Source organism: Endozoicomonas sp. 4G (genome assembly GCF_023822025.1).
Lineage (GTDB): Bacteria > Pseudomonadota > Gammaproteobacteria > Pseudomonadales > Endozoicomonadaceae > Endozoicomonas_A.
In genome coordinates this window covers 3,439,096-3,462,062 of the sequence record NZ_CP082909.1, presented here as the reverse complement: position 1 = coordinate 3,462,062, position 22,967 = coordinate 3,439,096, and the positions used below count along the sequence as shown (strand labels likewise).

General features: G+C 48.1%; 14 protein-coding genes. 13 read left to right on the top strand and 1 reads right to left on the bottom strand.

Annotated features, from left to right (window positions below):
• Positions 1-240: 240 nt before the first annotated feature.
• The 8 genes from K7B67_RS13480 (at position 241) to K7B67_RS13445 (ending at position 13,829) form a co-directional block, all read left to right on the top strand.
• Complete coding sequence (locus tag K7B67_RS13480) at positions 241-1,101, top strand: hypothetical protein (protein ID WP_252176380.1); 861 nt, start codon at positions 241-243, stop codon at positions 1,099-1,101.
• A gap of 154 nt (positions 1,102-1,255) precedes the next feature.
• A complete protein-coding gene (locus tag K7B67_RS13475; protein WP_252176379.1) occupies positions 1,256-2,287 on the top strand; it encodes a hypothetical protein in 1,032 nt (343 codons plus the stop codon).
• Between the two features lie 188 nt (positions 2,288-2,475).
• Positions 2,476-5,985 carry a chromosome segregation protein SMC gene (smc, locus tag K7B67_RS13470; protein ID WP_252176378.1) on the top strand — a complete coding sequence of 1,170 codons (3,510 nt, stop codon included), beginning with the start codon at positions 2,476-2,478 and terminating at the stop codon, positions 5,983-5,985.
• Between the two features lie 340 nt (positions 5,986-6,325).
• Positions 6,326-7,348 carry a cell division protein ZipA gene (zipA, locus tag K7B67_RS13465; protein ID WP_252176376.1) on the top strand — a complete coding sequence of 341 codons (1,023 nt, stop codon included), beginning with the start codon at positions 6,326-6,328 and terminating at the stop codon, positions 7,346-7,348.
• 105 nt (positions 7,349-7,453) lie between these two features.
• Entirely contained in the window at positions 7,454-9,499 is a 2,046-nt protein-coding gene (gene ligA / locus K7B67_RS13460; RefSeq protein WP_252176375.1) for an NAD-dependent DNA ligase LigA, read from the top strand.
• Positions 9,500-10,081, top strand: coding sequence for a hypothetical protein (locus tag K7B67_RS13455; RefSeq protein WP_252176374.1), 582 nt, complete (start codon positions 9,500-9,502; stop codon positions 10,079-10,081). It begins immediately after the preceding gene.
• Positions 10,082-10,753: 672 nt separating this feature from the next.
• The gene (locus K7B67_RS13450) at positions 10,754-11,860 is read left to right on the top strand and encodes a hypothetical protein (RefSeq protein WP_252176372.1); all 1,107 of its coding nucleotides are present in this window, start codon (positions 10,754-10,756) and stop codon (positions 11,858-11,860) included.
• Between the two features lie 604 nt (positions 11,861-12,464).
• Entirely contained in the window at positions 12,465-13,829 is a 1,365-nt protein-coding gene (locus K7B67_RS13445; protein ID WP_252176371.1) for a hypothetical protein, read from the top strand.
• Between the two features lie 201 nt (positions 13,830-14,030).
• Here K7B67_RS13445 and K7B67_RS13440 read toward each other — a convergent pair whose 3' ends face one another.
• Positions 14,031-14,270: a hypothetical protein gene (locus K7B67_RS13440; protein ID WP_252176370.1), complete on the bottom strand. Its 240-nt coding sequence runs from the start codon at positions 14,268-14,270 to the stop codon at positions 14,031-14,033.
• Between the two features lie 259 nt (positions 14,271-14,529).
• On the opposite strand from K7B67_RS13440, the gene K7B67_RS13435 reads away from it, so the two are divergent.
• From K7B67_RS13435 to K7B67_RS13415, 5 genes are all read left to right on the top strand, one after another.
• Positions 14,530-15,762 carry a hypothetical protein gene (locus K7B67_RS13435; protein WP_252176369.1) on the top strand — a complete coding sequence of 411 codons (1,233 nt, stop codon included), beginning with the start codon at positions 14,530-14,532 and terminating at the stop codon, positions 15,760-15,762.
• Between the two features lie 204 nt (positions 15,763-15,966).
• On the top strand, positions 15,967-17,319 hold the full coding sequence (locus K7B67_RS13430) for a hypothetical protein (RefSeq protein ID WP_252176367.1): 1,353 nt from the start codon (positions 15,967-15,969) through the stop codon (positions 17,317-17,319).
• 62 nt (positions 17,320-17,381) lie between these two features.
• On the top strand, positions 17,382-19,148 hold the full coding sequence (locus K7B67_RS13425) for a hypothetical protein (RefSeq protein ID WP_252176366.1): 1,767 nt from the start codon (positions 17,382-17,384) through the stop codon (positions 19,146-19,148).
• 572 nt (positions 19,149-19,720) lie between these two features.
• Complete coding sequence (locus K7B67_RS13420; RefSeq protein WP_252176365.1) at positions 19,721-21,106, top strand: hypothetical protein; 1,386 nt, start codon at positions 19,721-19,723, stop codon at positions 21,104-21,106.
• A gap of 86 nt (positions 21,107-21,192) precedes the next feature.
• Entirely contained in the window at positions 21,193-22,899 is a 1,707-nt protein-coding gene (locus K7B67_RS13415) for a hypothetical protein (RefSeq protein ID WP_252176364.1), read from the top strand.
• Positions 22,900-22,967: the final 68 nt, after the last annotated feature.

Genomic DNA, 22,967 nt, shown 5'->3' with positions numbered 1-22,967 from the left:
CGAAGGGTGTTTTCTGAAAAAATTAAATATCTTTTGGTCTGCATCGCTTACACATCTTTAGGTGTATATTCAGCGGGAGTAGCAGATGGCAAATGCGCTATCTGTCAGGACGTGTTTGGCGGAAGAACCGTGACTATCATTCCCTGTTGTCGGAATAATATTCACAAACATTGTATGCAGCGGTTGTTTCAAAATACGCCACTAGAGGAAAGGGAAACCTGCCCGTTATGCAGAAGCAACTTGCCTGAGTTAGCAGAATTATTGGGTCCTGAACCCATCGAAGAGGCACAGCAACATTTACCCGATGCCTATTACGAGCCCCCGGATACCTGTTCCCCACAAGTGGCCTCTGGTCATGCCTTCGTCTCCCTGCCTCCCCAGGTACTTCAACAACGCAGTATCGCAGCGGCAATGAGGATGCGAGAAGCCAACAGGGAGCTGAGTGACGAGCTGGTTTTGGCCCTAGCTAATAATGCCTGGGATTATGTTGAGTATTTACACCAGCGTATTCAGAATACCCAGCCAATAATGCTGACGGACGAAGCTCAGCAGGCACTGAATAACAAGATGATAGAGGTTCTGAATAAAGATTTGTTGGATGACGCAAATCGTTTACGAGGCATTTTTCAAAGCACCAGGGCAAGGACGACGTTTGGAGTCCGGCAGGCAATGAGTAGCAAGCTGGCAAAGGCCCTGCATAAAGGGCTTTGGAAGAAGGCAGACCGTTTACGACGCATTTTTCAGGACACCAGGGTCATACCAGACGCCGTAGCTCAGGAGTCAATGAGTCTCAAGCTTGCAGAGGCCCTGCGCAATGAGTTGTGGCGTGAGGCAGACTTTTTACGAAGAATGATTCAGGACACCAGGGCAATACCGACTACCGGAGTTCAGATGTCACTGGGCAAAAAACTGCTAGAAGAGCTGCGTCGTGGGCTTTGGGATAGCGCAGAACGTGTACAACGTATTATTCAGGACATCGGGGCAAGTCACTCGCCAGAGGTCCGACAGGCACTGAATGACATGCTGGAAACGGAGAGAGGAAATAACTCTCACAGAAGCGTAGAGCGATTACAGCGCATCATTGAAAACAGAGTGCCATAAGCAATGTGGTCATCGTATCAACCTGCACAGGGTTGATTGCCCTGTCACAGACCAGACCAGATAGATTGAAAAATGCTTTTTTTCTTGATCTATCAACCTGTTGTTCTAAATTTCTCCTTCAGGAAAAACACAAAACAGATCTAAGGATTAAGTTTTGAAAAAAACGTCATTGCTGTTATTGCTGGCGTGGCTGACTGTTACCTGTCACGCTGAATCATCAATAAGACATTTTATTGTCGAGTTCGGTGACACCCCTCTGAGCGCCAAACCTTATTCATGGATACCCGTAGTAGAGGCAATGGCTGCTTTCGGCTTGCTTATGTATGGCCGAGGACACTACGGGCAACAAAACCAACCACAAAGTCAGCCACAAAGACGGTCATCCCAATCGCAAGCCTCAGGAATAATTCGCCATCATACAGCTGCTTTCTCCAGCCTCATGTCTTCCGGCTCTGGGGGCGGTCATCAGGACCCCAAACAATCCCGACATACTTTGGGTTTAAATTGTTTCGTCGATTCCTGTCATGGTGTTTGTCGATTCCTGTCACAGGGTTTTGAAAGAAGTTCGACGGGCCACACTCATCATGACACGACAGAAACGCAAAGAGATAAGCTGGGAGCCGGTCGTTCTTTGCTTATTGAAATTCCAACAAGTGCATTTCGCAAACGAGAAAACGCAGCATCAATCGGCCATCTTGTGGCTGGTTTCGACCCCATGACGAGCACTGAACCTACAATTAAAATCGCCTGGACACGTTCAGACGCCACAGCGTTCCCCCTTGAGCGATTTCGGCCATATGGCGTTATGGTAAGCGACACTGATGGTCATCTTAGGGAGCTTGGCAACCATACTATGAGTTTTAATTGTTCCTTCGATTCCTGCAATGGCTTTTGCAGACTCGGACAATACGACGGTGGTGGATCAACTGAAGAGTCGCGGAGATCCGAAGTAAGTTCGGCGAGCCAAACTCATCACGGGATGACAGAATCACAAACCTTTCAGCCACAAGCTGGTGGACATTCGTTTTTTGACGCCCTATTAGCCGGGTTATTCCCAATTTCGCAATCTTCGCCAATAAATAATCATTCAACGGAGCCTGCGGGCACCCTGGAAGATTCCAGCGACACCCATGGCGCAGGGTGGGATGTTGATTCCGCTATGGATGTCGATCCCTACGAAGAGTAGTACGACATTGGTCGTCACAAAACTCTAAGACCAGAGCAGACAGACTGAACTTGCCAGAAGGCTGAGGGTCAAAGCTTTCGGTTACAACGACTTTTCCTCATGGGTACAATCTGTGTACACTCGTAGAAAGTCGTTACCCACTGATAACCAGGCAGCTGTGGTCCTGATAGCTATAAGTTAAGGAAAAGATGCGTCTTAAATCGATCAAACTGGCCGGTTTCAAATCCTTTGTGGATCCCACTACGGTTCATTTTCCCTCCAATATGTGCGGTGTTGTTGGCCCTAATGGTTGCGGCAAATCCAATATTATTGATGCCGTACGCTGGGTGATGGGGGAATCTTCCGCCAAGCACCTTCGTGGTGAGTCCATGACGGACGTTATCTTCAAGGGCTCCAATAGCCGCAAGCCAGCGGCAAAGGCGACGGTAGAGCTGATCTTTGATAATAACGAAGGTCGGGTCACCGGTGAGTTTGCGGCTTACAGCGAGATTTCAGTGCGCAGGATGCTCACCTCAGAAGCCAAGAACTTCTACTTCCTCAACGGCAACAAGTGTCGTCGTAAAGATGTGATGGACATCTTTCTTGGAACCGGTCTGGGTCCACGCAGTTATTCCATTATCAGTCAGGGTATTGTTTCCACGCTGATTGAGTCCAAGCCGGAAGAACTCAGAGTCTTTATCGAAGAAGCCGCCGGTATCTCCAAATACAAGGAACGCCGCCGCGAGACAGAAAACCGCATCCGCCGAACCCATGAAAACCTGGAACGACTGACCGACTTGCGGGAAGAGCTGGGGCGTCGTCTCGGGCATTTGCAGAGACAGGCCGAGGCAGCAGAAAAATACAAAGAATACAAAGCCGATGAGCGACTGAAAAAAGCCCAGCTTCAGGCTCTGCGCTGGCAGGGCATCGACGAAAAAGTCAGGAATCAGGAGCATGTGATTGCTGAGCTGGAAGTACAGTTGGAAGCCGCCGTCAGCGAGCAGCGATCCTCCGATGCCGGGATGGAAAAAGACCGGGCCCAGCAGATGGAGTTGAGCGACCACTTCCATGAAACCCAGGCCAGATACTATGGCACCGGCAACGAAATCACCCGGATTGAGCAGACGCTTCGCCATAAGGAAGAGCGGGCCAAAGAACTGAGTCACGACCTGCAACAGCTTGAGCAAAGCTGGCAGGAAGCCCGTGAGCAGATGGCTGAAGATCAGTCTCAGCTGGAAATGCTGGAAGAAGAAAAGTTGCAGATTGAACCTGAGCTGGAAATGCTTCAGGAACAGGAATACCAGTCTGGCGACTCTCTCGCCCGGGCAGAAGAAGAAGTGCATCGCCTGCAGCAGGAGTGGGATCAGTTTAATCAGCGCTCTCACGAACCGCAGAAAGCGGCTGAAGTCGAGCAGTCCCGGATCCAACATGCTGAAAACGTATTGGAACGTCTGCATGAACGTGAACGGCGTCTGCGAGAAGAAAGCAGCAGCCTCGGTGGTGGCGAAGACATCGAAGAGATGGAGCTGCTTTCCGAAAAGCTCACCGAGCTGGAGCTGACCCGGGAAACCCACGAACTGAAACTGGAAGAAGTCACTTCGGATATTGAAGAAAACCGCCTTCAGTTTGATCAGTTGCAGGAAGACCGTGACAGCCATCGCAATGAGCTGAGTATGATCAGAGGGCGTCATGCTTCTCTGGAAGCTCTGCAACAGGCGGCTATGGGTCAGGACACCGGGGTTATGGTCTGGTTGGAGCAGCATGGTCTGGCGTCGGCACCAAGATTGGCCGAAAAATTGCAGGTGGAGTCAGGCTGGGAACTGGCGGTTGAAACGGTGCTTGGAGACAGTTTGCAGGCACTCTGTGTGGATGACCTGGATCCTGTTGCAGGGTTGCTGGGTTCCCTGGAGCAGGGCGCAGCGGTTTTGCTGGAGGCTTCTGCCCATCAGGTTTCTGAAAGTGACAGAGGGGGGCTGCCCAGTCTGGCGAGCAAAGTGCAGTCAGGTAGTGAAGCCAAAGGATTATTGGCAGGCATTTATGTTGCCCCGTCGCTGGAAGCCGCCTTGTCTGCCCGAACTGCTCTGGAGGCTCACCAATCCATCGTGACAAAAGAGGGGATCTGGCTTTCCAGAAACTGGCTTCGGGTTAGTCGTGAAACAGACAGTAACTCCGGTGTGCTGGCCCGTCAGCAAGAGCTTGAGCAGCTTGGCAGCCGAATGGAAACGTTGGAGGCGCTCAGTCAGCAGGTAGAAGAACATCTGGCCGAGGCCAGGGTTCAGGCTGAGCAGCTGGAAGCCCGTCGACAGCAGACTCAACAACAGATTACTGAACTCAACCGAACTCAGGGGGAAGTGAGGGCGGATCTCGGTGCCAGAAAAGTCAGGCTCGAACAGTTTTCAGAAAGGCGTACTCGTCTTCAGCACGAGATTGCTGAGTGCCAGGAGTTGAGTCAGGCTGAGCAGGAAAGTATCGGTGAGTCCCGGCTGCGACTTCAGGATGCCCTGGATCGCATGGAAATGGACAGCGGTCTCAAAGAAGATTTGCTGGAGAAAAGAGAAAAGGGCCGGGAAAAGCTCGAACAGTTGCGGCAAAGCTCCCGTCAGGATAAGGATCGTCTGCATCAGCTGGCCTTGAGACAGCAAACCATCAACAGCCAGGTTGAATCTCTGCAGGCGGCTATAGAGCGACTCAGCCAGCAATCAACCAGACTGCGTGAGCGCCGGGAGTTGCTTCAGGCGTCATTATCGGAGTCCCATTCTCCCGAAGGCGAGTTGCAGGAACAGTTAGAGATTCTTCTGGCCAGAAGGCTGGAAGAAGAAGAAGCCATGCAAAAGGCTCGCAGCCAGCTGGAAGATGTTGAACAACGACTGCAACACATGGAAAAGAGTCGGCAGTCAGCCGAGCAAAAAGCCCAGACTGCCCGTTCAAGACTTGAGAAATTAAGGATGGACTGGCAGGGAATGCAGGTTCGACGTACGACGTTGTCTGACCAATTGCGGGAAGACCAGTTTGACTTGGATACCGTTCTGGCCAATATGCCGGAAGAGGCCACCGAGAAAGCCTGGGAGCAGGAGCTGGAAAGGCTACAGGCACGGATTGAAAGACTGGGGGCGATTAACCTGGCCGCAATTGAAGAATACGAAACCCAGTCGGAGCGAAAAACCTATCTGGATGCACAGAACGCTGATCTGGAATCGGCCCTGGAGACACTGGAAAATGCTATCCGTAAAATCGACCGGGAGACCCGCCAGCGATTCAAGGTGACGTTTGATAAAGTGAATTCCGGTTTGCAGGAACTGTTCCCCAGAGTCTTTGGCGGTGGCCGGGCTTATTTGCAGTTAACCGGTGAAGATCTGCTGGATACCGGGGTGGCCATTATGGCGCAACCACCGGGCAAGAAGAACAGCACCATTCATCTGTTGTCCGGTGGTGAAAAAGCACTGACGGCGATTGCCCTGGTATTTGCCATCTTCCAGTTGAACCCTTCACCTTTTTGTATGCTCGATGAGGTGGATGCGCCATTGGATGATGCCAACGTAGGCCGCTATGCCAAAATGGTTTCAGAAATGAGTGGCAAGGTTCAGTTTATCTATATCACCCATAACAAGATCGCCATGCAGGCAGCGAATCAGCTGGTGGGTGTCACGATGCAGGAGCCCGGTGTCTCCAGACCCGTATCGGTGGATGTGGAAGAAGCCGCAGCCATGGCAGAACTCTGAACTTTACTTGCACAAGAGGCCGGAAAACGTTATCACTATTTATAGAATTTTGGTAATGATATCCATGGGTTGCGCTTGAAGGGGTAATCAATACCCGCCAGAATAGAGCCGTAGGCCAGAGCGTTTAATATTATCTGGATTCTGGCGTTTATTGGACACTGTGGTGAGAGTGAGCATTAAAACATGCTTCATCAATATTCATAAACAATGGTCTGATTGCCCATTGTTTTGTTGTAGCATGGTAGTACATTTCACTGCTTTATAATTTTTAAATTTTTGCGTTTTCGGGTTGTTGGTTTTCAGGCGACAACAGCCCACTGGGTAAACAGGCGGCATGGACATGAGTTTACGAGATTGGTTGATAGTAATCGGAATCGTCACTATTACTGGCGTTCTGGCTGATGGATACCGTCGTGCGCGTCTGGCTAGAAAAAGGTCATCAGAGCTGTCTTTCGGTCTTGAAGATGTCAAAGGAAACGAAGATGAATTTGGCAGCGAGCTACCCAATGGTGGCGCCAGAAAGTCAGAAGGAAGCCCCGAGAAGCTGGAAACAGTGAAGAACTGGGTGCGTTCAGAAGAATCGGCCCATGTCCCGGTAAGGGAACGGATTGAGCCGGAAATATCGGATCTTGAATCAGAAATAGTAGCGCCTGCCAGACCGCTGCAGGAAACACGGGTGCCGTCTGCCGAACCTCCGGAAGTTCAGGAAACAACAGAACCCTTGCCAGTTCTAACTCAGGCGGGTGAGGCATCGGGCGTCCTTTCTGCTGAGCCCGGAGCCGGGGTAGCCGGGGTAAAAGAACCGGTATCCAGCGTTGCCGAGTTGGGGGCTGCCAAGCCTGCAAGAGTGGAGACAAGAGTGGAGACAAGAGTGGAGAAAAGTCACCGTCCTGTCCATCAGGAAAAACTGGCAGACCGTCCTGCGGCCAGTGAAATCCTGGTGATTAATCTGCTGGCTAAAGGCGGTGAAAGCTTTGACGGAGCCAGGTTGCTTCAGAGTCTGCTGGCTTCAGGTATGCGTTATGGCGATATGTCGATCTTTCACCGTTATGCCAACAAAGATGGCACCGGACAGATCCTGTTCAGCATGGCTAATGGGGTAGAGCCGGGCACTTTTGATATTGGCAAGCTGGAATCGACGGAAACACCGGCGGTCAGTATCTTCATGGGATTGCCGGGGCCCCGTGAGCCACTGAAAGCGTTTACGCTGATGGAAGAAACGGTTCGTCAGCTGGCGCTGAATCTGGGGGGAGAGTTAAAAGACGAAGGCTTCAGTGTACTGACACAGCAGACACTGGAACACTATCGTCAGCGTATTCGTGATTTCGAAAGAAAACAGTTAACCCAGAAACTGGCTGACTGATCCCTTTTCATCCCACATTCATTTTTATCCTCTCCCGGGCTTCCGGGGGAGTTTACCAGCTCAAGGCGGTTCAGAATTACTCAAGGCCGTTTAAGTAACAGAATCATGACCCAGAAAACCCTCTCTCTTAAGGACGCTGAACAGCAGGTTCAGGCGTTGCGAAAACAAATTAATGATCATAACTATCGTTATTTTGTACTCGACAACCCGATCATTACCGATGCCAGTTATGACCGGCTGATGCAACAGCTGAAGTCTGTCGAAACGGATTTTCCCGAGCTGATCACGCCAGAGTCTCCCAGCCAGCGAGTGGGTGCTGAGCCCTTGACAGCGTTTGGCCAGATTCGTCATGAGCTGCCTATGTTGTCACTGGATAACGCCTTTAATGAAGACGATCTCAATGATTTTGATCGCAGGGTTCGGGAGCGTCTGGACACGGATTCAGCCGTGGAATATGCCTGTGAACCGAAACTGGATGGCATTGCGGTCAGTCTTTTATACGAGAAGGGTTTACTGGTTCGAGGCGCCACCCGTGGTGATGGGACGACCGGTGAAGATATTACGCTCAATGTCCGCACCATTGCTTCAATTCCTCTGCAATTACTGGGCGAAGGCTGGCCCGATCGTCTGGAAGTCCGTGGTGAAATCTTCATGCCCAGGGACGGTTTTGAACAGCTGAATAAAAGAGCTAAAGCCCGGGATGAAAAAGTGTTTGTCAATCCCCGCAATGCCGCAGCGGGCAGTCTGAGACAGCTGGATCCAAAAGTGACGGCAAAAAGACCTCTGGATATGTACTGTTACGGTGCCGGTATAGTTGCAGGCGGTGAACTGCCTGACCGACATGCTGATATTCTTGAGCGTTTTAAAACCTGGGGTCTGCGGGTAAACCCGGAACTGCGGGTAGTCAAAGGGGCTGCTGCCTGTGGGGAATATTTCGCCAGAATGAGCGAGAAACGGGAAACTTTACCCTACGAAATTGATGGCATTGTTTATAAAGTCAACCGTCTGGTTCAGCAGCAACAACTGGGTTTTGTCGCCCGTGCTCCGCGCTGGGCCATTGCCCACAAATTTCCTGCCCAGGAAGAAATGACCCTTCTGAAAGATGTCGAGTTTCAGGTGGGAAGAACCGGAGCCATCACGCCGGTCGCCCGGCTGGAGCCCGTGTTTGTGGGCGGGGTTACTGTCAGCAATGCCACCCTTCATAATATGGACGAGGTGGCACGGCTGGATCTGAAAATTGGCGATACCGTTGTGATTCACCGGGCTGGCGATGTGATTCCGAAGGTGGTTCGGGCCATTCCCGAACGAAGACCGGAGGACGCCAGAGCGATTGAGCTGCCTGAACGCTGCCCGGTTTGTGATTCAGATGTTGAAAGAGATGAAGACGAAGCCGCAGCCCGCTGTACCGGCGGTCTTTATTGTTCGGCCCAGCGTAAGCAGGCCATCAAACATTTTGCTTCCAGAAAAGCCATGGATATTGATGGCCTGGGTGATAAGCTGGTGGATCAGTTTGTCGAGAAAGGTCTTGTGGAAACGGTAGCCGATCTCTACAAGCTGGAAGTAGACTCTGTTGCATCCCTTGAGCGTATGGGTAAAAAATCGGCCACCAACCTGGTCAATGCCCTGAAGGTCAGTCAGAAAACGACGCTGGCCCGGTTTATCTACGGGCTGGGCATCCGTGAAGTGGGTGAAGCAACCGCCCAGAGTCTGGTGGCTCATTATCGTGAGCTTGAAGCGATCAGGTCTGCGACTGTCGATCAGCTACAGGAAGTAGACGACGTTGGCCCTGTCGTAGCGGCCCATATCGAAACGTTTTTCAGGCAGGAACATAATCGTGAAGTGATTGATGAGCTGTTGAAAGTCGGGCTGCACTGGGAAGCAGAAGCGGAGCCGGAAGCAGATGCGGCTCAACCATTAGCCGATGAAGTATGGGTGCTGACAGGGACTCTGCATAATATGACCCGGGATGAAGGCAAGGCCATATTACAGAAACTGGGAGCCAAAGTGACCGGCTCCGTTTCAGCAAAAACCACGGCGTTGCTGGCGGGAGAAAAAGCAGGCTCAAAGCTGACCAAGGCTCAAAATCTCGGTGTTCGTGTCGTTACAGAAGATGAGTTTGTTGATTTGATGCAGGAATGGGGAGTTTCATAGGTGAAACGGAGATTGGCGCTGATCATAACCATAACAGGATTTCTTTTTCTGACTGGCTGTGCCAGTACCACACCGCCTGCCAATCCCCATAACCTGTGCAGTATTTTCAAAGAAAAGCGTAGCTGGTATCGCTACGCGAAAAAAGCCAATGAAAAATGGGGGACTCCCATTCAGATCATGATGGCCATCATGTATCAGGAGTCCTCTTACCGTCATGATGTAAGACCCCCAAGACCCTGGTTTCTATTCATTCCTCTGCCCAGAAATTCATCGGCCTATGGTTATGCCCAGGCTCAGGATGGCACCTGGGATATGTATCTGAACGAGACTGGCGGCTGGTTTAAAGGGCGGGATGACTTTGAGGATGCCATCGACTTTATTGGTTGGTACACCAACAAGACCCGTCGTGTAAATGGCGTCTCTCTGTGGCGTGCTGACCTGCTCTACCTGAATTATCATGAGGGTTGGGGTGGCTATAAGCGAGGGACTCACAAGAAAAAGCCCTGGCTGTTGAATACCGCTAAAAAAGTAAACAGTCGAGCTTCAAACTACGGTGCCCAGCTTCGACGTTGTGGGCTTTGAGACTTTTCCTTTACTTATGGAGTATCTGATCTAGGATTGACTGAGACTTTAAGGAGGGTTGCCACTCTATACAGGCATCTGCTTTGACTCAAAAATATTAGACAGAGTGCAGTCATGAACAGTTTCAGGCCGACGGTTGCTCTACTTTCAGCAATACTCGCCCTCCCCGGTGGTGTTTTTGCCAGCGGTGGCTCAACGACCAGCTCTGCCTTTACCGAGGTTTCAAGTTGTTCTGAATTAACTAATGATTCCGATAGGAGCGTGTGCGAACATCATTCAATTGTTTTGAAAGCACTCATCAGAGAAAAGAACTGTCAGCTATCTTCAACAACATCTCCCCTGGCTGTTTCCTCAAATATTTCTCCAGGTGCTTCACCAACTTCTTCAATAATCCCTGACACAATCAAAATAAGAAAAATATCGGCTACAACAACAAAACTGACTCATGAGGTTTTTGAAACCATCTATCCAACGTTGTTTATCTTTAATGCAGAGCAGTACCCCGGAGAGGGTCAACCCGCTGTCTATGAATTGCCATTGACAGAGACCAGCAGTAATCCTTACCGATTAGTCAACAGTTTTCAGTTACCGGCTAATTCGGCTTTTGTGGGAAACAGAGTAGATATGCTTCCTGAGTTTGTTATTGAGGGAAGCATACGGAAGCATTACGTGATGTCTGCACCTTATAATGATGCTGTCTATTATCTGGCGAATATCGAGATCGATTCCAGAAAACCTTCCGATATGGGTCGTTTATCAGCAGAAACTGCCACAGAGTCAGAGTCAGAGTCAGAGTCAGAGTCAGAGTCAGCCGGTTCAACTCCGACGACACAGAGTTACCTACCTGCCGGCGTCCTGGATTTGAAGGGAGCAGGTACCTTTGTTGCAGACAACATCAGGGTGGTACTCGATCCGGGAGACAATCAAGAGGATAGTAAACTGATACGTATGGGCTGTACACGTTATGCTGATGGGAGAGGGACAGAGACCCACTTCGCCTATCAATTTACGCACTCTGAATTTAATCTCCTGAAAGGCCTTAAAAAAACCACAGACCTCAAAAAAGCTGCATTGAATGTTGAATGTTATCAGGAAACAGGGCAAGTGCAGTTGACCCTGAAAAACACTAAAACAGTCATAACCGTACCTGCCGAGAGAGAAGTATCCCGTTCGCCAGAAAGCAGTGGTGTGTTGTTCTCTTTTTATTTGTGGCCCAGAAAAAACGTTCTGAGTCTGATCAATTCTACCTGTAACAGCGTTGTTGATCAGCTTGGCAATGATTTATCAGTCGACTCAGCCAATCCATCGGATCCTGATCACTACCTGGGAGGCTTCCAGGGCCGTACTAACTGTTCTGATATAAAAATAGTTAAGGGGGCGGGGGCCTTTGAATTAAAAGACGGAGACGAGGTATTTAATTCATGTACAGCCTCTTCAATGTTCACTGAGGGACCTTACGCTATTTTTGATGCAGGTGCCCTGACTATAAAAAACATTGACGCAGGAAAACTCATCACTGCGCAGAAAGTGGCAGCATTTTCAATGTTTGCATTTATGGTTATGGACGTGGTTATGATATCCGGGTTATTCCGTTTTTTAAATCCTGTCAGGGAATACTGGCCAGGGCATCGCCAAGAAAAGCTTGTCATTTTATTTTGGCTTGTGGTTTTTCGTAGCCAGAAATGTGTCAGTGGACTGAGAGAAAAGGGACTTTACCACTCTGACTCACTCGATGTTCAGAGAAAAGAATATAAGGACAAACAATGTCAGAACGAATAGTATTAGACCTCCGAATACTGTCGTAAGATCCTAGACAAGCCGGTAATTTTGATGAGAAAGCAGCATTACCGGCTTTCTTATGACAACACTCTTTAACCATAGCTCGCTTCACTGGTTACCCTGTTAAAGCAGGCTTGCCTTTATTTATGAGATATCCGGTCTAAAATTTATGACGGCATCAGGCAGGATTGTCATGGTAATGGTGCGTCTGTTTTGACTCTCAAATATTAGACAGAGTGCGGTTATGAAGAGTGCGGTTATGAATAGCTTCAGGTCCGGGTGGGCAGTTGCTCTATTGTCGTTGTTTTTTGCCATAAATGGGGCAATGGGCAATTCTGAATTTAAAGAGGTTTCAAGTTGTTCCGAATTAACCCGTCGTGTAGACAGGGACGTGTGTGCTCGCCATCTGCCTGCTTTTATGTCACTCATCAGGGAAAAAAACAATCAGCTATCACTCTCAACACCGTCCTCAACACCGTCCTCAACACCGTCCTCAACACCGTTCTCTACACCGTCCTCAACGACTGCACCCAGTGCCACTCCCATTCCTGAAACAGTCAGGATAAGAAAAATATCAAGTATGACAGTAAAACTGGGTGATAAGATGTTTGAAACCGACCATCCTACTTTGTTTATTTTTGATGCCGAGCGATCATCTGGGCTGGGACAACCCGCGGTCTATGAATTGCCATTGGAAGAAGCCATCACTGGTATGCTCAGAAGAGTCAACAGTTTTCAATTGCCGAAGAACTCTGCTTTTGTGGGAAACAGAGAGGATATTCTGCCTGAATTTATTGTTAAGGGAGGCTTGGAAATTCATTACGTGATGTCGGCAACCGATAATGACTCTGTCTATTATTTGGCGAATATCGAAATCGATTCCAGAAGTCCTTCAGGCGCGGACAGTCCAGCCACAAAGGCTCATACACCCGGAGGTGTTCTGGATCTGAGGGGGGCGGGTATTTTTCTTGCGGACAACATCAGGGTTGTACTTAAACAGATGGCTGATGGTATGCAGGTTAAACCGGTAAGACTGGGTTGCACACGTTATGCTGATGGCAGAGGGACAGAAAAGAGTTTCGTTTATCGGTTTAAATATTCTGAATTCAATCTTCTTCAGGGTGCCCAAGTATCAACAGATATTCAAAGTGGGGCACTGAATATTGACTGTAATGAAAATACAGGGCAAGTGTTGTTGACTATGAAAAACACTAAAACAGTTATATCTTTGCCCACTAAATCGGACGCTCCAACACTCGCATCGCCACAAAGCAGTGGTGTTTTGTTTTCTATGAACTTATGGTGCAGAGAAAATGTTTTGAGTTTTATCGATTCTACCTGTAACAGTATCGTTGATCAGCTTGGCAATGATCTATCTATTGACTCAGCGAATCCATTGGATGCCGATCACTATATGGGGGGCATCCCTGACGATAACTACTGTACTAGTGTCAAAAAGATTAATGGTGCATTTGGGTTAAAAGACAAAAAGCAAGCATGGGGTCTCATAGCCGTTGATTCCGATAAAGACGGCTTGAAGGAGAGTTATAAAACAGGCTTTGCTTCAGTGAGCGCATGGTCCACAGCAGGTTTTGAGGTAGCGTGTAATTGCACTATAACCTCTACTTGTTCTCCCTACATTTCGTACAAACCTGTTCCGGTCGCAGATGTTCTGGTTCTGGAGAATGCTACTGAAGCTTCAGGATTAAGCAAAAAGCAAAAAGTGGGTATTGGCGTTGGCGTTGGTGCGTTAGCTCTGGACCAGATTATTACTCAGGGCTGGTTCCACCTTTCAAAACGTATCCAGCAGGCCCGGATAAGGTATGCGAGTCAGGCACTGGCCGCCACATTGGGTTTGGGTCTCCCGTTAGTCCAGCTGGTACCGGGATGCATCGGTGGCTTGCGAGGAAAGAGGGCATCCCATACTTTATTCCCCGCAAAAGCAGTGCCAGACCTGACAGCACAATAAAACCACCGGTGGTTTATCGACATTGTGAGGTTTTTAAATGAATAGTTCCAAGTCCGTTCTGGTGGTTGCCCTATTGTCAGCAATGTACGGCTCCCATGGTCATGTTTTTGCCTCTGATCACTCAACGGGCAGCTCTATAGTGACGGAAGTTTCAAGTTGCTCTGAACTGACCAATTGTTACGATAGGGAAGTGTGCGATCATCATTTGCCTGTTTTTAAGGCTATCATCAGGGAAAAGAACAGCAAGATACCTTCAACAACCTCTTTCCCCACTACTTCCTCAAATATTTCTCTAAGTAATTCTTCGACCCCTTCATCAGCCCCTTCATCAGCTCCTTCATCAGCTCCTTCATCAGCTCCTTCATCAGCTCCTTCATCAGCTCCTTCATCAGCTCCTTCATCAATCCCTTCATCAACCCCTTCTCCAACACCATCACCCATCCCTGATACAGTCAAAATAAGAAAAATATCGAGTACAACGGCAAAGCTGACTCATGAGGTTTTTGAAACTACCCATCCAACGTTGTTTATCTTTGATGCTGAAAAATCGCCGGGACAGGGGCAACCGGCTGTCTATCAATTGCCATTGACAGAAAGCTTTGGTGCTTACAGGGTCGTCAACAGTTTTCAGTTGCCAGCTAACTCCGCTTTTGTGGGGAACAGGGCAGATATTTTGCCTGAATTTGTTATTGAGGGAGGTATGAATAAGCATCACGTGATGTCGGCAACTTACAATGATTCTGTCTACTATCTGGCCAATATTGAAATCGATTCCAGAAGACCTTTCGATGCGGGCAGTTCATCTGCAAAAACGGCCACAGAATCCCCCGGACCAAGCCCAACGATACCGACTTATATGCCAGCAGGCATTCTGGATCTGAGGGGAGCGGGCATCTTTGTTGCGGATAACATCAAGGTGGTACTGAATCCGGAGGATAATCAGGAGGACGTTAAACCGGTACAACTGGGATGTACAGATTATGCTGACGGGAGGGGAGCAGAGATAAACTTCGTTTATCGTTTTACGCACTCTGAGTTTGATCTCAAGCTGGGTCTACAAAAACCCACAGACCGTAAAAAAGCGGCATTGAATGTTGACTGTTATCAGCAAACAGGGCAAGTGCAGTTGACTCTGAAAAATACTAAAACAGTCCTGAAAGTGCCCGAAGTGAGGGAAATACCCCGTTCGACAGAAAGCAGCGGTGTGTTGTTCTCTCTTAATTTATTTCCCAGAGAAAACGTTCTGCATCTGGTCGACTCTACCTGTAACAGTATCGTTGATCAGCTTGGCAATGATTTAGCAGTCGACTTCAAAAATCCATTGGATCTTGATCACTATATGGGAGGTGCTGTGGGTAGTACTTTCTGTTCTGATATAAAAACGGTTCAGGGGGCATTTGGATTAAAAGACTGGGACGAAGCCTGGGGCCTGGTAATCGTTAAACACACCTATCTGCATAGCTGTTCGTCTATGGTGGCTAAGCGTTATCAACTGTGGTTTGCACCAGTGAGTGAATGGTCTGCGACTGGGGTTGATGATGTCGCATGTCGTTGCCTGCCAACCTGCACGCCATCCATGTCACCTACTTCATGCAAAGTTCCTTCATATACTACAGCTCAGGCACCTTCTGCAGATGCTCTGGTTATTAACAGTACTCAAGGGTTAACGAAAGAGCATAAAATAGGCATGGGTATTGGTATTGGCGTGCTTATGGATCAGCTCATTACTCAGAGCTGGTTCCATCTTTCAAAACGGATCAGGCAGGCCCGGATCAGGTATGTGAATCAGGCGTTGGCTGCTACATTGGGTTTCGGTCTTCCGGCAGTCCAGCTGATACCAGGGTGCATCAGTGGCTTGAGAGGAAGGGGGGCTGGCCACTCTTTATTGACAAACCAAATACCAGACAGCGCAGTAGACCCGGCTCAGCCGTAGTTTTTCTGTTAATAGCCCGTCGCCTGAAGGCGGCGGATAAATCTTACACAAAGAGTTCGGCTTTATTTATCAAATATCTGGTCTAGGATAAACACTCAGCTTTAAAAGAATTGTTACGGTAAGGATGCCTCTGTTTTTTAACGTTTAAAAATTAGACAGAGTTCGATTATGAATGTTTCCAGATCCGGGTTTGCGGTTGCCCTGATGTCAGCAGTTTATGCCTTTGCCAGTGGTGTTTTTGCCACAGTTGAGTCAACGGGTAGCTCCGCATATACAGAGGTTGCAAATTGTTATGAATTAGCCAGCCCTGTTGACAGGAGTGTGTGCAATTATCATTTATCGGTTTTTAAGGATCTGATCAGAGAAAAAAACAGTCAGTCATTTTCAGAAAGACTTTCTCTAACAGCCTCCCCCGGTATTCCCAAAAATACGTTCTCTATTAGTTTTTCAGGTACTCCGCCAATTCATGAAACCGTCAGAATAAGAAAAATATCCGCTACAACAAGTCGGCTGGATCAAGAGGTTTTCAGGACCACTCATCCGACTTTATTTATCTTTGATGCAGAACAATCGTCTGGCAATGGACGGGCCGCTGTTTATGAATTGCCAGAGCCTGGAAGAAGAGTCAATGGTTTTCAGTTACCGAATAACTCGGCTTTTGTAGGGAACCGAGTTGATATTCTGCCTGAGTTTGTTATTAACTCGGAGAGAAAGCTTCATTACGTGATGTTGGCACGCGATAATGATTCTGTCTATTATCTGGCAAATATCGAAATCGATTCCAGGAATCCTTTATCTACGGGCAATTCATTAGCGACATTGCCTTCAGGCGAGTCTGATCCAACACCAACCACAGGGTCCTATGAACCAGGAGGCATTCTGGATCTCACGGGCGCGGGTATCTTTGTTGCAGATAACATCAAGGTGGTGCTTGATCCGGTAGATAATGGTGGAATGATCAAACCGGTAGTGCTGGGATGTAAAGGATTGGCTGATGGGAAAGCAACAGAGAAGCATTTCATCTATCGATTTACCCGATCTGAATTCGATCTCCTGCAAGGTATCCAGAGACCAACACAAGACCAGAATGCGGCGGTGAATGTTGACTGTGCTGAAAAAACAGGGCAAGTGCAGTTGACGATGAAAAACACGAAAACCGTCATATCCTTACCTCCCAAAACGGACACAGCAACACCGGCATCAGCGCAAAGCAGTGGTATGTTGTTCAGCATGACCTTAAGGCACAGGGAAAACATTGTGCGCCTGGTGGATTCTACCAGCAACAGCATTGTTGATCAGTTTGGCAATGATCTATCGATCGACTCAGTCAATCCATTGGGTCCTGTTCCCTACATGGGAACTCTCTGGCATGGCAAATACTGTTCTGATGTTAAACTCATCCAGGGAGCCTTTGGATTAAAAGGCAGGGACGAGGCATGGGGCTTGATCGACGTTGGTCATGCCACTGCTTATTGTCGTCCGGCTGGCATTTTTAAGAAGTATCAACTGGGATTTGCCCCAGTGAGCACATGGTCTACGATCAACACTGACCTTTAAAAGGATTGTTACGGTAAGGATGCCTCTGTTTTTTAACGTTTAAAAATTAGACAGAGTTCGATATGAACATTTCCAGATCCGGGTTTGTGGTTGCCCTGTTGTCAGCAGTTTATGCCTTTCCCAGTCCTGTTTTTGCCACGGGTGAGCCGACGGGTAGCCCTGCCTATACAGAAGTTTCAAATTGTTCTGAATTGACCCGTAGTATCGACAAAAAGGTGTGCCGCCAGCACTTACCTGTTTTCGAGAAGCTCATCAGGGAAAAAAACACCCAGACATCTCCAACAACAGCTTCTACAGGTTCTACTCCAACTCCTGAAACGGTCAGGATCATAAAAATAGCCGCTAGAACAACAAGGCCGGGTCTTGGGCTTTTTGAAACCTCCCAGCCAACCTTGTTTATTTTTGATGCCGAGCAAGTGCCTGGAAAGGGGCAGCAGGCTATTTATGAACTGCCATTGCCAGAAGCTGCCAGTGGCAGCGATGGACTCAACAGTTTTCGGTTACCGGAGAACTCGGCTTTTGTCGGGAATAGAACGGATGTTCTGCCTGAATTTGTGATTGTGGGGGGGATAGAGAAGCATTACGTGATGTCGGCGCCCGATAATGACTCTGTTTATTATCTGGCGAATATCGAAGTCAACTCCAGAAATCCTTTATCTACCGGCGGCTCATCAGCAACAACCTCCAGAGGAGAGTCCGGTCCAACCCCCACCACAAAGCCCCATATTCCAGCAGGTATTCTGGATCTGAAGGGCGCGGGTATCTTTATTGCCGATAACGTCAAGATTGTGCTTGATCCGGCGGATAATCGCGGGGTGATCAAGCCGGTCAAGCTGGGGTGTACCCGTTCTTCTGATATGGGGTCAGGGGAGCATTTTATTTATCGATTTACACACTCTGAATTTGACCTCCTGCAAGGCATTCAGGGGGAAACACATCGTCAAAATGCGGCAGTGAATGTTGAATGCTCTGAAAAAACAGGCCAAGTGCACTTGACCATGAAAAACACTAAAACCGTTATAACCGTGCCCACGGATGCCCCAACACCTGCTTTTCCAGAAAGCAGCGGTGTGTTGTTCTCTTTTAGTTTGTCGCCCAGAGAAAACGTTCTGCGCTTTGTCGATTCTACCTGTAACAGCGTCGTTGATCAGCATGGCAATGATCTATCGGTTGACTCAGCTAATCCATGGGATCCCGATCACTATATAGGTGGCATCTGGCACATTAATCACTGCTCTGATATTCATACCATTGACGGAGCCTTTGGATTAAAAAACAATGATCTGGCGTGGGGTTTGATCACCTTTGATCACGCCGATCAAGACAGCTGTTCGTCCACCTCCAGAAAGAGTTACCGGGCAGGGTATGCTGCAGCGAATGTATGGTCTGCCGCAGGTGTTGATGTTGCCTGTAATTGCACTATGCCAACGTCTGCTTCATCGACTTCATCTGCTTCATCCTCTTCGCCCTATACGACTCAGGCACCGATACTGGTTGATGATGCAGGTAATTCGACCAGCCTGATTATGAATAATACCGGCGCAGCATTAAAAAGATCGGAAGTACCAGAAAACTCATCCTCATTGACGCCACTATATCTCGGTCTCGGTCTGTCTCTTGGAGATTTAACGATTACTCAAGCCTGGTTCCATCTTTCAAAACGTATCCAGCAGGCCCGGGTAAGGCATACCAGTCAGGTGTTAGCGCTGGTATTTGGCCTGGGTCTTCCGGCATTGCAGTTGATACCACAGTGTGTCAGTGGATTGAGATCAAAAAAGTCAAATCACATTCAATTTACAAATTTATTGGACAGAGCACCCTATCCATAGTGAAAGGATTAGGGTTAAAAGCGGCTCACTGACTATTGGAAAGACCTCACCTTTATTTATGAAATATACGGTCTAGGATAAATGACGACCTTACAACGGATTACTACGGTATGGATGCATCTGATTGAACGTTTAAAATTAGACGGTGTGCGTTTATGAGTACTTCCAGATCCGGGTTATCGGTTGCTCTTTTTTCAGTAATCTTTGCTTTCCCTTGTCATGCTTTGACCACGGCAGGGGCTGCGGGCAGTTCTACTGTGACGGAGGTTTTGAGTTGTTCCGATTTAGTCAGTCGAGTCGACAGGGATGTGTGCAGTCAGCATTTACCCGCTTTTAAGGCTCTTATCAGAGAAAAGAATAAAGAAACATTTTCCCCAACGACTTCCTCAGGTTTCACCCAAAGCCCTCCTTCAGTGACTGCTCCCATTTCTGAAACCGTCAGGATAAGAAAAATATCTGCTACAACAAAAAAGCTGGATCATGGGGTTTTTGGAACAATCTATCCAACCCTGTTTATCTTCGATGCAGAGCAATTGTCTGGAAAGGGGCAGCCAGCGGTTTATGAGCTGCCAATGTCAAAACCCCTTTCGGATAACGCCAGAAAAACCAACAGTTTTCAATTACCGGATAACTCAGCTTTCGTGGGGAATAGCATCGATATTCTGCCTGAGTTTGTGATTGAGGGGGACATAAAGAATCATTACGTGATGTCGGCAACCAATAATAACTCTGTCTATTATCTTGCAAATATCGAAATCGATTCCAGAGACCCCCTGAATCGCAGTCGTTCAGCAACGACAGTGGCGACAGAATATCCCGGTACCACCCCGACCAAACCGCGTTACAGACCCGGGGGTACTCTGTATCTGAGGGGGGCGGGTATTTTTTTTGCAGACAACATCAAAGTGGTCCTTGATCCAGTGGATAGTGGCACGAGGGTTGAATCGGTAGAGCTGGGTTGTACTGATTCTGATGATGAGTTTGGAGCAGAGGAACAGTTTGTCTATCGGTTTATAAACTCTGAGTTTCGCCTTTTACATGGTGTCAAAGGACCGCTAAGCCATAACAATGCTGCACTGGACGTTAGGTGTTCTCAAAAAACAGGGCAAGTGCGGTTGACCATGAAAAATACTAAAACCGTCATATCTGTACTCAATAGAACGCCAACACTTGCTTCGTCACAAGGTAGCGGTGTGTTGTTCTCTATCAGCTTATCGCCCAGGGAAAATGTCCTGAGTTTTGTCGATTCTACCTGTAACAGCGTCGTTGACCAGGCTGGTAATGATCTATCCGTTAACTCAGCGAATCCATGGCATTCTGATAAATTTATGGGCAGTGTCTACTATGACAGCAGTTACTGTCCTGATATCAAAATAATCAATGGCGCCTTTGGACTCAAAGACGGTGAGCTGGCATGGGGTTGGATACCCTTTAAATTTCCCGACCAGCACCCGTGCTCATCCGATAACGAGAAGAGGTATCGAGCAGGATTTGCTTCAGTGAGCGCATGGCTTTCAGCAGGGGTTGATGTTGCATGTCATTGTGCTTCATCAACATCCACTTCATCCACTGTCTCTCCTCAGCCAGCTTACACTTCAGCCATGCTTTTTCATGATGAAGGTAATACCAGCAGACTGATTATGAATCATACCGGCACATTAGTATCAAAAAGATTAGGACCATTAGAAAATTTAACCACATGGGAGAAAATAGGCGTGGGTTTTGGCATTGCGGGAGAACTGGCGGTTACCCAAGTCTGGTTCCATCTTTCACAACATATTAAGCGAGCCTGGATAAGATATACCAGTCAGGCGTTAGCTGCGACATTGGGTTTGGGTCTTCCGATGCTGCAACTTGTACCCAAATGTATCAATGGATTGAGGGCAGGGGGGCACGCTCCATTGATAAATACCGATCTATCGGGGGATCCGAATCTATTCGATCCAAGAAAAATGTAGTTTGACTGTTGTCTGGCCCTATCACCCACACATTAGACAGAGTTGCATGTATGAACAGTTTCAAACCTGGGTTAGCAGTTGCCTTATTGTCAGCTATTTATGCCTTCCCCTGTTATGCTTTCACCACGGCTCGCTCAGCGGGCAGCTCTACAGTGGCAGAAGTTTCAAGTTGTTCTGAATTAACCAGTGGTGTCGATAGAGACGTATGCAGTCACCATGTACCAGTTCTTAAGAAACTCATCAGGGAAAAAAACAGTCAGGTATTATCAACAACAGGTTCTCCGGAAACGACTCCAGGCGCTACTCCTATTCCCGAAACGGTCAAAATAAGAAAAATATTGGCAACAACCGAAAGGCTCGATCGTAAGGTGTTTGAAACGGTCAATCCGACCCTGTTTATCTTTGATGCAGAGCAATCGCCGGGAAAGGGGCAACCTGCCGTCTATGAGTTGCCATTGCCAGAGTCTGCCAGTGGCAGTCGCAGAAGTACAGGGAGCTTTCATTTGCCCGTTAATTCGGCTTTCGTGGGGAACGGAGCCAACATTTTGCCTGAATTTGTTATTGAGGGCGGTATTCAGAATCATTACGTGATGTCGGCAACCGATAATGACTCTGTCTATTATCTGGCGAATATCGAAATCGATTCCAGAAGCCTTCTGGATAAAAGCGGTTCCTCAACAACCGCTCCAACAGCACACTCCGGCTCAACCCCGACCACGCTGTATCATAGACCCGCAGGTGTTCTGGATCTTAGAGGTGCAGGTATTTTTGTTGCGGACAACATCAGGGTGGTACTGGATCCGGCGGATAATAAAAGGAGGGTTGATCCGGTGGCCGTGGGCTGCAGAAAGTATGCTGATGGGAGAGGAACAGAGGAGCTCTTTATCTATCGTTTTACGCACTCTGAGTTTGATCTTCTGAAAAACACACATAGAGCAACGGATCTTCAAAGTGCAGCAATGAATGTTGAATGCCCTATGGAATCAGGGCGTGTACGGTTGACTATGAAAAACACTAAAACGGTCATATCGGTACCCACTGAAACGGATGGCCCAACTCCCGGATTGCCAAAAAGCAGTGGTGTGTTGTTCTTTATTAGTTTATGGCCCGAAGAAAATATTCTGAGCTTTGTCGATTCTACCTGTAACAGCATCGTTGATCAGTTTGGCAATGATCTATCTATTGACTCAGCTAATCCATCGGATCCTGATCATTATATGGGGAGCGTCCTTGACCCTGATTACTGTTCTAATGTCAAAATGATTCAGGGTGCCTTTGGGTTAAAAGACAGAGACCAGGCATGGGGTTGGATACCGGTTACACACCCCGAAAGAAAAGGTTGTTGGGCTCTGTATGAGAAGAGTTATCAAGCGGGATTTGCTTCAGTGGACGTGTGGTCTAAGGCAGGTGTTGAAGTTTCTTGTAATTGCACTACGACAACATGTGCTCCATCCACAACGTTACTCTCCACCACCCAGATACCTTATGCAATGCCGGCTGCTGATGCTCTGGTTAAGAATAATAATACTGACACAAAAGCAGGATTAACCGTAGGGGAGAAAGCAGGTATAGGTGTGGGTGCCCTGGTTTTGGATCAGGGTATTGCCCATACCTGGTTTTATCTTTCAAATCGTATCAGGCAGGCCTGGATAAGGCGTACCAGTCAGGTGTTGGCAGCGACCTTCGGTTTCGGTTTTCCAGCACTCCAGTTGGCATCGAAATGCGCCAGTGGGTTAAAAAGCCAATATAGAGTAGAGGCAATGAGTTCTCTGGTTGACCAGGATCAACTGTAGTTTGTTGTTTTATATCCTGGCTTCCTGTTTGTCGCAAAACTCGTGTCGCAAAGCTCGTGTCGCAAAAC